This window comes from Dysgonomonas sp. Marseille-P4361 (assembly GCF_900343125.1).
Taxonomy (GTDB): Bacteria; Bacteroidota; Bacteroidia; order Bacteroidales; family Dysgonomonadaceae; genus Dysgonomonas.
In genome coordinates, this window is sequence record NZ_OPYL01000004.1 from 307,625 (window position 1) to 323,697 (window position 16,073).

Annotated in this window: 14 protein-coding genes; 8 read left to right on the forward strand and 6 right to left on the reverse strand. The window is 36.8% G+C overall.

All coding sequences use genetic code 11. The features are described from left to right. Positions 1-17: 17 nt before the first annotated feature. The 5 genes from DHU68_RS09965 to DHU68_RS09985 all read right to left on the reverse strand — a co-directional run bounded on the left by DHU68_RS09965 (position 18) and on the right by DHU68_RS09985 (position 5,570). Positions 18-1,001 carry a VWA domain-containing protein gene (locus DHU68_RS09965; protein WP_108822892.1) on the reverse strand — a complete coding sequence of 328 codons (984 nt, stop codon included), beginning with the start codon at positions 999-1,001 and terminating at the stop codon, positions 18-20. Positions 1,002-1,021: 20 nt separating this feature from the next. Then, positions 1,022-2,098 (reverse strand): hypothetical protein, encoded by a 1,077-nt coding sequence (locus DHU68_RS09970; protein ID WP_108822837.1) that lies wholly within the window; start codon positions 2,096-2,098, stop codon positions 1,022-1,024. Between the two features lie 80 nt (positions 2,099-2,178). After that, positions 2,179-3,054 carry a DUF58 domain-containing protein gene (locus tag DHU68_RS09975; RefSeq protein WP_108822838.1) on the reverse strand — a complete coding sequence of 292 codons (876 nt, stop codon included), beginning with the start codon at positions 3,052-3,054 and terminating at the stop codon, positions 2,179-2,181. A gap of 98 nt (positions 3,055-3,152) precedes the next feature. After that, positions 3,153-4,145: a MoxR family ATPase gene (locus tag DHU68_RS09980; protein ID WP_108822839.1), complete on the reverse strand. Its 993-nt coding sequence runs from the start codon at positions 4,143-4,145 to the stop codon at positions 3,153-3,155. A gap of 255 nt (positions 4,146-4,400) precedes the next feature. Further along, positions 4,401-5,570: a M20 aminoacylase family protein gene (locus tag DHU68_RS09985; protein ID WP_108822840.1), complete on the reverse strand. Its 1,170-nt coding sequence runs from the start codon at positions 5,568-5,570 to the stop codon at positions 4,401-4,403. A gap of 203 nt (positions 5,571-5,773) precedes the next feature. Between DHU68_RS09985 and DHU68_RS09990 the strand changes: the two genes are divergently transcribed. Further along, the gene (locus DHU68_RS09990) at positions 5,774-7,396 is read left to right on the forward strand and encodes a sulfatase-like hydrolase/transferase (RefSeq protein WP_108822841.1); all 1,623 of its coding nucleotides are present in this window, start codon (positions 5,774-5,776) and stop codon (positions 7,394-7,396) included. Between the two features lie 233 nt (positions 7,397-7,629). Next, on the forward strand, positions 7,630-8,892 hold the full coding sequence (gene pgk, locus DHU68_RS09995) for a phosphoglycerate kinase (protein WP_108822842.1): 1,263 nt from the start codon (positions 7,630-7,632) through the stop codon (positions 8,890-8,892). 220 nt (positions 8,893-9,112) lie between these two features. On the opposite strand, the gene DHU68_RS10000 is transcribed toward pgk, so the two are convergent. After that, entirely contained in the window at positions 9,113-9,634 is a 522-nt protein-coding gene (locus DHU68_RS10000; RefSeq protein WP_108822843.1) for a hypothetical protein, read from the reverse strand. 294 nt (positions 9,635-9,928) lie between these two features. Between DHU68_RS10000 and DHU68_RS10005 the strand changes: the two genes are divergently transcribed. From DHU68_RS10005 to DHU68_RS10030, 6 genes are all read left to right on the forward strand, one after another. After that, positions 9,929-10,936: a 2-hydroxyacid dehydrogenase gene (locus tag DHU68_RS10005; protein ID WP_108822844.1), complete on the forward strand. Its 1,008-nt coding sequence runs from the start codon at positions 9,929-9,931 to the stop codon at positions 10,934-10,936. Between the two features lie 19 nt (positions 10,937-10,955). Then, on the forward strand, positions 10,956-12,113 hold the full coding sequence (locus tag DHU68_RS10010; RefSeq protein WP_108822845.1) for an N-acetylmuramoyl-L-alanine amidase: 1,158 nt from the start codon (positions 10,956-10,958) through the stop codon (positions 12,111-12,113). Positions 12,114-12,145: 32 nt separating this feature from the next. Beyond that, positions 12,146-13,033: an MlaD family protein gene (locus DHU68_RS10015; protein WP_108822846.1), complete on the forward strand. Its 888-nt coding sequence runs from the start codon at positions 12,146-12,148 to the stop codon at positions 13,031-13,033. Between the two features lie 331 nt (positions 13,034-13,364). Continuing rightward, entirely contained in the window at positions 13,365-14,771 is a 1,407-nt protein-coding gene (gene dnaA / locus DHU68_RS10020; RefSeq protein WP_108822847.1) for a chromosomal replication initiator protein DnaA, read from the forward strand. 368 nt (positions 14,772-15,139) lie between these two features. Next, entirely contained in the window at positions 15,140-15,508 is a 369-nt protein-coding gene (locus DHU68_RS10025) for an NADH-quinone oxidoreductase subunit A (protein WP_108822848.1), read from the forward strand. A gap of 13 nt (positions 15,509-15,521) precedes the next feature. Further along, entirely contained in the window at positions 15,522-16,073 is a 552-nt protein-coding gene (locus DHU68_RS10030) for an NADH-quinone oxidoreductase subunit B (RefSeq protein ID WP_108822849.1), read from the forward strand.

Here is a 16,073-nt window from a genome sequence, read left to right on the forward strand (position 1 = left end):
AAACTTCTCTTTTATAGTTACGGAATATTTCTCAACCATGTGCGACGTAAAATCAACTCAAAACCAACAAGAGCCAAAGCTAATAAAGCAAAAGGCATGTAGAGTTCCTTACGTCTTGTTACAGTATTCACACTAATGTGAGATTTTTCCATTTGGTCAATCTCATCATAAATCTCCATCAAGCTGGTATTATCCGTTGCACGGAAATAGGTTCCTTGCGTAATAGAAGCTATTTCGGTCAATGTTCGTTCGTCAAACTCTCCTGATACAGTCACCGACTGCATACCGTAAGGAGTCATGATACTGGCTGTTGAATTACCTCTCGACCCCACCCCTATCGTATATACGCGAATGTTGTACGAGGCTGCCAACTCTGCTGCCGTAAGAGGTGCGATCTGTCCCGAATTGTTAGATCCATCGGTAAGCAGAATCACAACTCGTGATTTAGATTTACTGTCTTTCAATCTGTTCACTGCATTTGCCAGACCTAAACCAATGGCTGTACCATCTTCTATCAGTCCGAATTTCACTTCATTCAGTAGATTTAACAGAATACGATGGTCTGTAGTTAACGGACATTGCGTAAAACTTTCGCTTCCGAAGATCACCAAACCAATTCTATCATTCGGTCTGTCATTGATAAATTCAGCAGCCACCTTCTTTGATGCTTCAAGGCGGGTAGGTGAAAAGTCTTGTGCCAACATTGTACTGGATACGTCAAGAGCCATCACAATATCGATCCCTTCCGAGTTTGAAGTATCTGATGTATTCACACTCTGAGGACGAGCCAAAACGATGATTAATAAAGCTAAAGCAATTATCCTCAACGCAAAGGGCAGGTGACGCATGTAAACCCTGATGGATGAAGGAGCTTTTTCGAATGCAAAGCTCGAAGACATTTTAAACGTAGCCTGCATTTTTCTCAATTTATATATATACCACCCTATAAGCGGTATTAATAAAAGGAGAAGGAATAAATAGGCAGGATTAGCGTATACTATTTCCATTGTTTATATATCTTTTAGCTTTGTTGTTGATTACTATCAGAGGTTTTCACCTCTTGATTATTTTCTTTTACCTCACTGCTTATTGTAGACACTCCTTCTTTTTGTTCTTCTAACGAAAGACGTTCTTCTTTCTTCGTCTGATTTACAAACAAGTAAGCATTCACTAAACTCAAGTCATTCTCGTCAGCAAATGGTGTATATTTTGCAAACTTCACCAAATCGGCAAGCTTTAGAATCTGTGCCAGCCCATCGGTAGCCGATCTTGTATCTGTAGCCAGATGCACTGCTGCTATAATGTCTTCCGACACCATTTCCGGTGCATCTATATTGAAACGATGATCGATATAATCTCGAAGAATATCTGTCAGCTCGGTATAATATTCTTTCTCCATCCCTTTCTGCCATAGCTTAGAGGCTTTTAACTTATCAAGTTCTTTGAGAGCTACCACATGTGGAGGAAGCACTACCTTAGGAGTAAAGAAATAACCTTTCTTCTTTTTCCTCAGGAAGAAATAAACAGCCAAACCTATCAAAGCAAGCAGAAGTATTATCAGCAAAGAAATATAGATAAGTTCCATATAATCTTGCCAAACGAATTCCGGCTTCTGAATGGGTTTTATATCTGAAATTCCTAATTTTTGGAAATCAATCGAGTCTGTCTCGTTATTTTTCAGTTTTTCCAGATATGCCAACGTTGTATCTGACAATTGAGGAGAAGATACTTTCAGACCAAAGTCATTTGTCTTAAGGGTATCTTGATCAACGACAACCATCATATGAGGAATGTGATACAATGTAGAGTCGAATGATGTGACCACATATTGCTGATGAATAGTCATCACCTCAGTCATCACCGTATCGGGAGGCAGCATATGTAATACTTCTATACCGGTAATCAGTGTATCAGCATAGATGGGAAACATTATATTCCGTCCTTTGGGAGAAATGACTTCTATATCAATAATTGCTTGCTCTCCTATCAGTATATCGGAGGGTTGTATTGTAGCCCTTACTGTTGGTCTCTGCGCAAAAAGCGAAAGACTCAAAAAACAGAGTAGACCAAGCAATAGTATGTTTTTTATTTTCAACATATTGTTTCAGTTAACAGTTATCAGTCAACGTTTTATTTCTATCTTCGGCTTCGAAATTTACCTCTAGCCTATTCTTCTTTTTATTTAATACTTCTCTTCTTGAATAATGCCATCAAGGCTTTTACATAATCTTCATCTGTTCGCACCGATACACTATCAACCTTACTTCGATTGAAAGTTCGTTGCATACGATCTTGTTGATCTTGCCACCAATCCTTGTAGCTCTCGCGAAGCCTGCGTGAAGAAGTATCGATCCAACGCTCTGCTCCGGTTTCAGCATCAAGCACCTTCATCAACCCTACACTTGGTAGTTGAGTCTCCAAATTATCATAAACCTGCAATGCTACAATATCGTGCTTACGATTGGCTATCGTCAGTGCATTGTAGTAATCGGAAATATCGATAAAGTCAGATATCATAAACGTAGTACAACGCTTCTTTATAACATTGGTGAGATATTTCAAAGCCATGCCGACATCTGTCTTAGGGCTTTCGGGTTCGAAGTTGATCAGTTCTCGAATGATGTAAAGAATATGTTTTTTCCCTTTTTTGGGCGGAATAAATTTTTCTATTTTATCTGAAAAGAAAATTACTCCGATTTTGTCGTTGTTATGTATCGCCGAGAATGCCAAGGTAGCAGCCATTTCTGTTACGACATCACGTTTCATCGAATTGCGCGTACCAAAATCCTGACTGGCCGATACATCGACAAGAAGCATAACTGTCAGCTCTCGCTCTTCTTCAAACACTTTGATAAAAGGCTTATTGTAGCGAGCGGTCACATTCCAATCAATGTCACGAATATCATCTCCATACTGATACTCTCGCACTTCGGAAAAAGCCATTCCCCGCCCCTTAAAGGCAGAATGATACTGCCCAGCAAAGATATTTGCCGAGAGACCACGAGTCTTTATCTCAATCTGACGTACTTTTTTTAATAATTCGCTTGTTTCCATAATTTTACAGCTGTTAGCCATTAGCAGTCAGCTAATAGCCTGTTTGATCGTTAATAGAAAAAGCCAAGAGCCCCAAGCTATTGGCTAAAGGCTATTATTTATGGAACTTCTATTTTGTTAAGTATTTCGCTGATAATTTCGTCAGAAGTTGTATTGTTTGCTTCTGCCTCATACGTTAAGCCAATACGGTGACGTAACACGTCGTGGCATACAGCACGGATATCTTCAGGGATAACATAGCCTCTACGCTTGATAAATGCATAAGCACGCGCAGCTAAAGCCAAACTTATAGAAGCACGAGGTGATGCCCCGAAACCGATCATTCCTTTCAGTGAATTCAATCCGTTCTCTTCAGGGAAACGAGTTGCAAAAACAATATCAACGATATATTTCTCTATTTTCTCATCCAGATAAACTTCCTTCACTACATTGCGAGCTCCAATTATCTCATCCGCTTTCATCACTGGAGTCAGATCACCATAGTTTCCATTCAGGTTATTTCTTAAGATCAACTTTTCCTCTTCTTTCTTAGGATAGTTGATTACCACTTTCAGCATAAAACGGTCAACTTGTGCTTCAGGAAGCGGGTAAGTTCCTTCTTGCTCAATCGGGTTTTGAGTAGCCATTACCAAAAAAGGCGAAGGCAACTTGTAAGTTTGTTCTCCGATTGTAACCTGACGTTCTTGCATCGCCTCCAGTAAAGCACTTTGTACTTTTGCCGGAGCACGGTTAATCTCATCTGCTAACACGAAGTTCGAAAAAACAGGACCATGCTTAACGAAGAATTCCTCTGTCTTTTGACTATAAATCATGGTACCAATAACGTCGGCAGGCAATAAGTCAGGAGTAAACTGGATACGGCTATATTTAGCATCAATAAGTAAAGCCAACGACTTAATAGCCAGTGTTTTTGCAAGTCCAGGAACCCCTTCAAGAAGAATATGTCCGTCAGCCAGCAAACTTATCAACAATGATTCGACAAGGTGTTTCTGTCCTACAATCACTTGATCCATACCCATTGTGAGCGCCTCAACAAAAGAGCTTTTGCTCTGTATTTTCTCGGTCAGTTCTCGAATATCAACTTGAGCCATATTTATTTTATTAAGTATTTATATTTTTATTGTTTCTTTTTCAAGGTTTAGTAAGCAGCACAAAAATAGAAATGTTAAATATGAAAAGCGATTATTCAGAGTTAAAAAAAATTAAGGATAAATGCGCTTTACACCGACTTAAATGAATAATACATAAAAGAATGAAATCAAAACCTAAATTTCAATTTCATATCTTAGAACTCATTCAGAAGTATAAGTCCTGAATGAGTTTATATTTCGGATCTATCTCTGTACTTATTTCAAATAAGACTCTGTCAGTTTCACCCAAAAAGCTGCTCCTACAGGTATTATTTCATCATTAAAATCATAAGCCGGATTATGAGGAGGTGCTATTCCGGGTTCATCCCCTCCTCCTATCATAAAATAACAGCCATTAGGATTTGCTTCGAGCATAAAAGCAAAATCTTCACTTCCCATAGTTCCTTCTTGCAAAGTATGGACTTTATCTTCACCAAACATTTCTACCGCTAGACTTCGAGCATATACCGTAGCTTCTTTTCCATTTATCAATACCGGGCTGGCATTTACATGCTCAACATTTACACTGGCATTGAAGCTTTTGGCTTGCATTTCTGCTATTTCCCGGATTCTTTGCAAGACTAACTCTCTCGTCTGATTATCCATGCAGCGAACAGTTAGCTTCATTAACGCCCGTTCGTTTATGATATTGGGGGCATCTCCAGCTTTAATAGACCCTATTGTTATTACAGCAGGTCTGAGCGGAGACACATTGCGAGAAACGATTGACTGCAATGCTGTAGCAATATAACAAGCTACAAGAGTTGCATCAATTCCCATTTCGGGCATAGCTCCATGCGCACCTTTCCCAACAACTTCGATATGAATTGTATCAGAAGAAGCCATCATTTCACCTTCTTTAAAAATAAAATGTCCGGTTTTAAAACCTGGCATATTATGCAAAGCAAAAATGGCATCACAAGGAAACTTCGCAAACAGTCCATCGTCGAGCATCACTCGCCCGCCATACAACAATTCCTCTGCGGGTTGAAAAATCAGGTGCAGTGTTCCATCGAAAGCTTTTGTTTCGGATAGATATTTTGCTGCGCATAGCAATGTAGCCGTATGCCCATCATGTCCGCAACCATGAAATCTATTTGCCGTTTTGCTACACCATGCTTTCCCCGACTTCTCTTCCATTGGCAAGGCATCCATATCAGCACGTATTCCCAATACTTTGCTACCATCCCCACTTTTAAGGGTTGCCACAATACCAGTCTTTGCCAATCCCTTGTAAACATCATACCCCCACTTCTTAAGAAGCTTTGCAACCAATTGACTTGTCTTAACTTCCTCAAATCCAACTTCGGGATTTTCATGCAACTGATGTCTTAATTCTACGAAATAGTTGACATCCTTTTTTATTTCTTCAAGTAGTTTATCCATATTTTTTTCTTTACAATTTACGAAAGAGATAGAGAATCTATCTTATTTTTTAACAATAATTATACGATATTAAAACAGAAAAGATTCATTCTTTCTTATATAGTTAGAACAATCTAACTAGTTTTATTTTCAATGAGTAATATCTCCGTAAAAAATATGAGTACCTTTGCCCCATATTTATAGATACATATAAGAACTTACAAATGGACACATTAAAAAAGGCATTATCGTCAGCTAAGAAATATATTTTCATCATCCTTACATTCATTTTCTTTTATGTCGCCTTATTTTTCAAGGACGCAAATCTACTCTCAGTATTTGTCCTTTTGAATGTTCTTTCTGTTTTTCTGATATTAAATATTCTCTCTAAACTGAAGTATTCCTTTGCACTATTCCTTTTACTTACAATAGCTTGTACTATTGATACTTTCTTCGCATTTTACTACAGAGACAACATTCTATTTGGCATACTAGCTTCTATACTGGAAACAAACCCCACTGAAGCTACAGGCATGTCAAAAGCTTTATTTTCAGTCTGGTTAATTATTTTCATAGTAAATTTCACTTTGTTATTCTTCTCAAAAAAGGAACTGAAAGAAGTAAATCTCGGCATAAAACGATCATTATTACTACTCGCTGCATATTTCATTATTCTCGTATCTAGTTTTCTTTTTTCTATATACTCAGACATGAAACTTTATTCTGAGTTTGACCAAAATAAGTTTGCACCTACCAGCCAATTAGCAAAAGAACGATGCCCTATTATCTATTATGTTTTACCCGATCTTGGTTCGTACTACATAGAAAAAATGGGATATAAACAGTATGAAGAGACCACAAGGACTTTACCTAATGGAGTAACAGAAGACAACAAGAAACCACGACTAGAAAAAGCATATATAATTATTGGGGAAAGCTCTTCTTCAACGTATTTTTCGTTATATGGTTATCATCAAAAGACAACCCCTTTCTTAGACAGTCTGAAGCTGCATAATAGCGAAAACTTTATTTACTACAATTCCCTTAGTCCGGCTGCCCTGACAAGAGAAGCCATTCGTCTAACGCTGACCTATGCGTCACCTCTACAATTGGACGATTTTTATAAATACAAGAATATTATCGAGCTTACAAAAGACAAGGATTATGAAACATTCTGGATATCGAATCAATACAAGGGTGGTTCATATGACACTTATATAGCCATGATTGCATCCCAAGCAGATTACTCGCGCTTCGAAATAGATCCTACAGAAGATTTTGTTCTACTAGATGCGATGGAACCACTAATAGAAGAAGATAAAAAACAAGTATTTTTCCTTCATACGATGAGCAGCCATATGCCTTATTGGCTAGGCGGCGACAGCATCGACGTCGAACGATTCCCAGGCAAAGATCAGGAAACTCAATATATACAAACCATACATCATGTAGACAGATTACTAAAAAGGACATCTGACATTGTTATGAACGACTCTGTACCTGCTGCTCTTTTCTACTATTCAGATCACGGAGAGGTTATAGGAAAAGGACATGGTTTTGTAAACAATATAACAGCAGATGAGACCCTCAGTCAGTTCTCTGTCCCATTGATCTGTATCATGAATGATGCTGCAAAAGAAATTGTGGCAAAAGAGATATTCGAAAAATATTACGATCCTGAAATGCAAAGCATAAGTGCTCAGAATCTGATCAACATCATATCTGAAACTATAGGCTACAGCGTCAATGACGATTTTGTGGAACAGTCAATAGAAAACGGACGCTACATATATCATGTAGACACAAAGTGCTATTACTACAAAGACATGTTGAAAGGAGATAAATAAAAGTTACTGCTTCAGTCACATCCTCTTTATTCTGCACCTCAATTTGCAAACCATAGATTACAAAATAGAGGAAAGGCATACCCGTTCTTTATTTTTTATATTTTAGATATCTATTAGTTAAAAATCTCTGACTTAATTTTGTATATTTGTATCGCTTCTTTCCACAGAAGCCCTATACAAATAATATACTGATAATCAACAATAATAAATTATATATTTAATTAGAAACAATCATGATTACAATTGACAAATTCAATTTTTCAGGAAAAAAAGTTTTCGTCAGAGTAGACTTCAACGTTCCGCTTGATGCTCAGTTCAACATCACTGACGACACACGTATCCGTGCTGCAATGCCGACATTGAAGAAAATCATTACTGACGGTGGTAGCCCGATCATAGCATCTCACCTAGGACGTCCTAAAGGAGTAGAAGAAAAATATTCATTAAAACATATCCTTGCTCATGTATCTAAACTTCTAGGAGTAGATGTACAATTTGCAAGCGACTGTGTTGGCGAAGAAGCAGGTATCAAAGCTGCTGCTCTTCAACCAGGAGAAGCTCTATTATTAGAAAACCTTCGCTACTATGCTGAAGAAGAAGGCAAACCTCGTGGTCTTGCAGAAGATGCAACAGACGAAGACAAAGCTGCTGCTAAAAAAGCTATAAAAGAAAGCCAAAAAGAATTTACAAAAACTCTGGCTTCTTATGCTGATGTATATGTAAACGACGCTTTCGGTACTGCTCACCGCGCACATGCTTCTACTGCTCTTATAGCTGACTACTTCGATGCTGAGCACAAAATGTTCGGTTACTTGATGCAAAGAGAAATCGACGCTGTAGAAAAAGTGATGAAAGATACAGCTCGTCCGTTCACTGCTATTATCGGTGGTGCAAAAGTATCGTCAAAAATCGATATCATCGAAAACTTACTTGACAAAGTAAACAACCTTGTTATCGGTGGAGGTATGGCATTTACATTCATCAAGGCTGCAGGTGGTCAAATAGGTAACTCACTTGTAGAAGATGACAAACTAGAGCTTGCAAACGAAATTGTAGCGAAAGCAAAAGCTAACGGTGTGAACATCGTTATCGCAAGCGATGCTAAAATTGCAGATGCATTCAGTAATGATGCTAATGCTAAATTTGTAGATGCAGACCAAATCCCTTCAGGATGGATGGGTCTTGACGTAGGTCCTAAAGGAGAGAAAGAGATTGCTGATGTACTAATGGCTTCTAAAACTATCCTTTGGAATGGTCCTGTTGGCGTATTCGAATTCGACAACTTCGCTAACGGCACAAAAGTAACTGCTGAAGCTGTTGCTGCTACTACTAAAGCCGGTGCATTCTCTCTTGTAGGTGGTGGCGACTCTGTTGCTGCTGTTAACAAGTTTGGTTTAGCTGATCAGGTATCTTATGTTTCTACTGGTGGTGGAGCATTACTTGAATTCATCGAAGGAAAAGTTCTTCCAGGAATCAAAGCAATCAGAGGATATTAATATAAATATTCCCTAAATAAGAAAAGCCTGCATAATTATATGCAGGCTTTTTTATTATCAAACAATTTAGCAGATATAGCATATCAAAATGGTACACTAATAAACAGGACACCAAATATGAACTAACCTTTTGACAACAAAGTAAATTAAACTTTTACACACATAAAAAGAGCTCAGTTTCCGCTGAGCTCTTTTCTTTATTCTATTAGTTTATAAAGTTTTATCTACCTAGATTCTCAATATGCACAGAATCTAATACTGTTGCCATCTCTTCTCCTCTATGCAAATATGTCCATACAGGGTTTTTAGCTATTGGCTTTACGGTATTGTCTGCTTTATAGAATGTTTTTTCCGGTACAGATTCATCCAAACTAAAAATCTTGCTAAATTCAGGAAAGTCTTCTCCTTTTGTTGCAACAACAAACAATCTACCATTTACAGTGAAGTAACCTCGAGGAGTTTCGTCCGGCACAAACATATTACTCCAAGAGTTATCAATAGCCGTAACAACAAACTTCAGCTCATCTTTATCTTTAAAAAATGCCACCTTCACCGCCGGCCATAGGTATCCCTTCTTCTTACGAAGGATCATACTGTGAATGTCAAAAGCAACAAACTCTACAGTAGTATCATTTAAGTCTAAATATGACAAAACAACTTTATCATCTCCTTCAGGAGGTGTACAAAAAACAGGAAGAGACACTGCTAAAAGTAAGAAAATAGCTAATATTTTTGTTTTCATTTTTTGGATGTAATTTTTATTCTTGCACAAAAATATAAAACTTTTCGACAAAAACGCCCCTATAACTATTTTATAACAAAATAAATAGAGCAACAGACAAAAGCTTTCCATATAGCTAAAGTACACTTTTCTAGAATTATTCGCCCTATATAAAAATCAATATAAGAATATCATAAAAGATAGTTAATGCTCTACATATCAAAAAAACTAACGAACATAGGTTTGAGTATAATCGTTATTTTATTTACTTTTGTGATTGGTATAAAGGTTTATTGTAAATTTAAGTTTGGAACAATGGCATACAGAATAGCAGTATTTGACGCCAAGCCATATGACATAGCTACTTTTGATAAAACGAATGAGAGTTATGGTTTTGAGCTAGTGTATCATAAGGAACACCTAGACAAGAACAATGTGCTTTTGGCTAGTAACTCAGATGCTGTTTGTATTTTCGTAAATGCAAAAGTAGATTCTGATGTTATAGAAAAGCTACATTCATACGGAGTTAAACTGATCGCATTACGTTGTGCAGGCTTTAACAATGTAGATATTGCTGCGGCGACAAAGGCTGGAATTAAAGTTGTCAGAGTTCCTGATTACTCTCCTCATGCTATTGCCGAACACACCCTAGCTCTTATGTTATGCCTTAACAGAAAGATCCATCGAGCTTTTCTTCGTACACGCGACAGCAACTTTTCGCTGATAGGCTTTCAAGGATTTGACATGTATGGCAAAACTATTGGTGTAATAGGCACAGGAAAGATAGGTAAAATTGCGACCGGTCTTTTTCTTGGCTTAGGCATGAATGTCATCGCATACGATTTATACCCGGATACTAAATGGGCTGAAGCAACAGGAGTAAAATATGCTTCGCTAGATGAACTTTATGCAAAATCCGACATCATTACATTACACTGCCCGTTGACTAAAGAAACAGAATATATCATCAGCGACCAATCAATCAGCAAAATGAAAGATGGCGTCATGATTATCAATACAGGTAGAGGAAAACTAATCCACACAAAACATCTGATAGAAGGACTTCTAAGCGGGAAAGTAGGTTATGCCGGACTAGATGTATATGAAGAAGAGGGTGCGTACTTCTACGAAGATCATTCAGACAGTATAATGACCGACGATGTTTTAGCTCGTCTTTTGTCTTTCAACAATGTTATTGTAACTTCGCACCAAGCTTTTTTCACTCAGGAGGCAATGTCCAATATTGCCCATACGACAATGGATAACATCAAAGATTTTTTTGAGGGGAAAGAGCTAAAAAATGAGGTAATATCCAAAGCTTAATATAACAAGAGGCTACCGAATGAAAAGATTTATTATTTTTCTTATTTGTCTATTTACCCTTTGCGGATTTACATTCGCAAACGAGCCTAAATTCGTTGTGGTCATCGACGCTGGTCATGGCGGACGCGATGGAGGCGCCGTCAGAGGCAACTATAAAGAAAAAGACATAAATCTGGGTGTAGCTAAAGTTCTTGGAGAACTAATCGAAAAAAATCACAAAGACGTAAAAGTTATTTACACCCGAAAAAGTGATGTATTTGTAGACCTGAACAAAAGAGCAGCAATAGCAAACAAAGCCAAAGCAAATCTATTTATATCTATACACACCAACTCTACTGCAGCTAAGTCAACCAATGTTTCAGGAGCCGACACCTATATATTAGGACTTGCCCGTAGTGCAGAAAACTTAGAGGTTGCAAAAAGAGAAAACTCGGTTATCTTGCTCGAAGATGACTACTCTAAAAAATACCAAGGATTTGACCCTAACTCACCCGAATCATATATTATATTCGAATTCATGACTAATAAATATATGGAGCAGAGTTTAAATTTTGCAGGACTTATTCAAAAAGGGTTTAAAAATCATGCTAAACGTGTAGACAGAGGAGTCCGTCAAGCAGGGTTTCTTGTGCTCAGACAAACCAGTATGCCTAGCGTACTTATCGAACTGGGCTTTATCAACAATCCTACCGAAGCTAAATTTTTAAGCACCAAATCTGGACAACAAAAAATGGGTTCGGCAATCTATACTGGTTTTAGAAATTACAAACGCGAATTTGACAAACGACAAGGAAAGACAAATTATGCACAAAACACGCAAGTTGACGATTTTGACTTTAATATAACCGAAGAAGAAATAGAAGAAGAAATTATAGTATCAACTACTCCTGCAATAAAAGAAAAAAAAGAAGATATAGTAACATCGAAAAAAACAGTTGATAAGGACAAAACAGAATACAGAGTTCAGTTTTTAGTTTCAGACAAAGTGCTTCCTAAAAACTCGTCTCAATTCAAAGGTCTATCTCCTGTCAGCTATTATAAAGAAGGGAAAACTTACAAATACACATACGGTTCTACAACAGACATCAACGAAAGTCTTAGATTACAAAAACAAGTAAGGAAGAAGTTTAAAGATGCCTTCGTTTTAAAATTCAAAAATGGAGAACGCATAAAATAAATTTCTTCAATTAAAAAATAAACGATATAATCATGAGTAAAATTTCGAAAGAAGTAAAAATTGGTATAGCATTCATCCTTGCTATGTTCATCCTATATTATGGCATAAGCTTTCTCAAAGGATTTAATTTATTTAAATCTTCCAACCTATACATGGTCGTCTTTGATGATGTGAGCGGATTAACACAGTCAAGCCCTGTTACTCTCAACGGGTTTCAAGTAGGTTTAGTTTCTTCTATGCAACTTGACCCTAACAATCAGAATCAGGTTATAGCTTATGTCAACATGGACAAAGGAGTAAAACTTCCTAAAGGCAGCAAGGTGTCGCTAGATGTCTCAATGTTAGGATCAGCAGCTATTCTTCTAGAAACAAATCCTTATACAAAAGAATATTACACTACTTCGGACACGATCAAAGGAATACGCAAGAAAGGAATGCTTGATGCAGCAGACAACATCGTTCCTAAATTTGAAGTTTTATTACCCAAGATTGATTCAATTTTAACCGGACTACAAACATTAACAAACAGTCCTGCATTAAGCCAATCGCTAACAGACATCAACCAAATCACAGGAGACTTGGCTAAATCCACAAAGCAGCTGAATCAAATGATGCAGGGATTAAACAAAGATCTACCTGTAATATCTAGCAACCTTAATAAAATGTCTGGTGATTTATCCGGTGTATCAAATAAAATCAACCAAATGGATATTGCTGCCACATTCCAATCCATTGATTCAACAATTAAGAACTTAGAATCTTTATCTAACAAAATAAATGCTAAAGACAATTCTATAGGTTTATTATTAAATGATCGTCACCTTTATGACAGTATAAATAACACTATAGGAAATGCCTCTTCTTTGCTTAAAGACATCAAAGAAAATCCTTCACGTTATATTAACGTAAAAGTCTTCTAAAAATCAGGTTATTTAGATTTATTCTAAATAATATAAAAATAATACATTATACGTAAGAGGGTATCAGAGATACCCTTTATGCTGTTTTAAACAATTAAACAGCAAGAATCAGACCCCAATAAAACACCAACAAGAGACTCATAAACAACCATTTACAAGAGAAGCAGACATGTAAACACAAAAAAAACGCCTAAGTGATTGAATCTAAATCAGATATTGATCAAACGAAAAAAACAAATATAAACACCCTTTTTTATTCTAAATATTTTTCAGAAATTTACATTGTTAATGAGGCAATATAAACGCCTAAAATTCCTAATTAAATTTACAAATGAATCTTTCGCTTACTCAACAGCTATGGACTAACTGTCTAAAAGTGATTCAGGATAATATCCCTGATGCAGCTTTCAAGACATGGTTTCTACCAATTGTACCACTATCTTTCGACAATAAGGTGTTTACAATACAAGTACCTAGCCAATTCTTTTATGAGTACCTGGAAGACAAATTTGCAGATCTTCTAAAAACAACCTTACATAGAGAGATAGGGAAGGATACTATTTTGCAGTACCGCATCCTAATGGAGAATACAACAAATACAGTTGTAGACTATAGAGGTGACGCAAAAGCTATTGCACCTAATAAAGCTTCTTCAAAAACAGCGACAGCTAAAATACCTAATCCATTTCAAAAGGTTGTTGCTGATGATTTTGATTCTCAATTAAATTCAAAATATACTTTTGACAACTTTTTTGAAGGGGAAAGTAATAAACTTACTCGCACTGTAGGAGAAACTATTATTCAGAATCCGGGTAAAACTGCATTTAACCCTTTATTTATACATGGTTCTTCAGGTGTTGGAAAAACTCACTTATGCCACGGTATAGGAAATGGTATTAAAGAACTATATCCAGAGAAAAGAGTATTATATGTATCAGCTCACTTATTCAAAATACAATATGCTGATGCAGGACGCTACAATACAACAAACGATTTCATCAACTTCTATCAAGGTATAGATGTATTAATCATTGATGACATCCACGAGTTAGCTGGAATTGAGAAAACTCAGAATACCCTATTCCATATTTTCAACCATCTCCACCAAAACAATAAGCAATTGATTCTTACTTCAGACAAGGCACCTGCCGAACTACAAGGAGTAGAAGAACGCCTACTGACTCGTTTCAGATGGGGACTAACAACTAAAATAGAACATCCGGATAAAGCTTTACGTTTAAAAATATTAAACAATAAAATATTACACGACGGACTCTCTATCCCCGAAGATGTAGTTGACTATATTGCAGAAAATGTAACCAACAATGCTCGCGACCTCGAAGGAGTTATTGTATCTATTATGGCTCACTCACTTGTTTACAACAAGGAAATAGACCTTCCTTTAGCCAGGAGAGTCATCGGACAAGCCATCAAGAAAATAGAAGCAAAGAAAATAACAGTCAATACAATAGAATCGGCTGTATGTGATTTCTACAACATAAAATCAGAACTTATCCATACCGCTTCCCGAAAACGTCCGATCGTTCAGGCAAGACAAATTACGATGTACCTATCTAAAACATACACAGAGATGTCTCTTGCTCAGATAGGATCACTTATCGGGAAAAAGAATCACGCTACTGTATTACACGCATGTAAGATCGTTAAAGAACAAATGGAGGTAGACAAAACCTTCAGAGACGAAATAGCAGAAATAGAAAAGAAATTAAAAAGCTGATAATGTTATCAGCTTTTTCTTTTTTTCGATAGAGAACAATTCACTAATATACTCATCTAAAAAAAGCCATCATAAAAGAACTCTTTTCTGATAAATATTTTTCAATTTTCACTCACTCATCAACAGATTCCACAAAGACTACATCTATAAACAAATAATCCTTATTGTTTTTTTCAATATACAAACCCTTAACCCCGCTAACCCTATCCATATTGTAAAGTAGAGTGAACAAAATGCTATTTTTTCACATTAGAAGACGTTTTTTGTCACAATATCGATAAAATATATGGCTCATTTTATTCTTTTTTGATAAATAAAAAAGGTATCTTTGCGCCTATAAAATCATAAATATTTAATATTAAAAGGTTATGAGTTCAAGCATATATGACTTTATACCCATTTTAATGCAAATTGCGTTTTCTTTCTTATTTGTATTTGCCACTGTATTGGCTTCAAATATGCTAGGACCTAAACGCAAGAATGCAAACAAACTTGCCAATTTTGAGTGTGGACTAGATCCTATCGGAAATGCACGCTCTCCTTTCCCTGTCAAATACTTTCTTGTAGCTATTTTGTTTGTCCTTTTCGACATAGAGATTATCTTTATGTACCCTTGGGCTGTCAACTTCCAAGAGTTAGGATGGGAAGGTTTTGGAAAGATGGGAATCTTCATAGCTGTAATAATCGTTGGGTTCTTCTACGAAGCAAAACGTAGAGCTTTGGACTGGGAGAAATAAAAGTTCTGAAATTATGAGTAAATCATCAAATATAAATGTAGTTCCAGCTCCGGAAGGATATACCGGACATGGATTTTTTGCTACAAAATTCGATTACGTCATAGGTTTAGCACGCGCTAACTCCCTATGGCCTTTACCTTTTGCAACCTCTTGTTGTGGAATTGAGTTCATGGCAACCATGGCCTCTACTTACGACATGGGACGTTTTGGCGCTGAACGGAACAGTTTCTCTCCACGCCAGGCTGACATGTTGCTTGTAATGGGCACCATTTCTAAGAAGATGGCTCCTATTCTTCGCCATGTTTACGAACAAATGGCTGAACCGAAATGGGTTATTGCTGTTGGCGCTTGTGCCTCTTCGGGTGGTGTATTCGATACTTATTCCGTACTTCAGGGTATCGACAAAGTGATTCCGGTAGACGTTTATGTACCGGGATGCCCTCCTAGACCAGAGCAAATACTTGACGGGCTGATGCAATTACAGGAGATCGTAAAACACGAATCTATTCACCGCAGAGGTTCTGAAAGATATGAAGAACTGCTGAAAACATATAAATTCGAATAA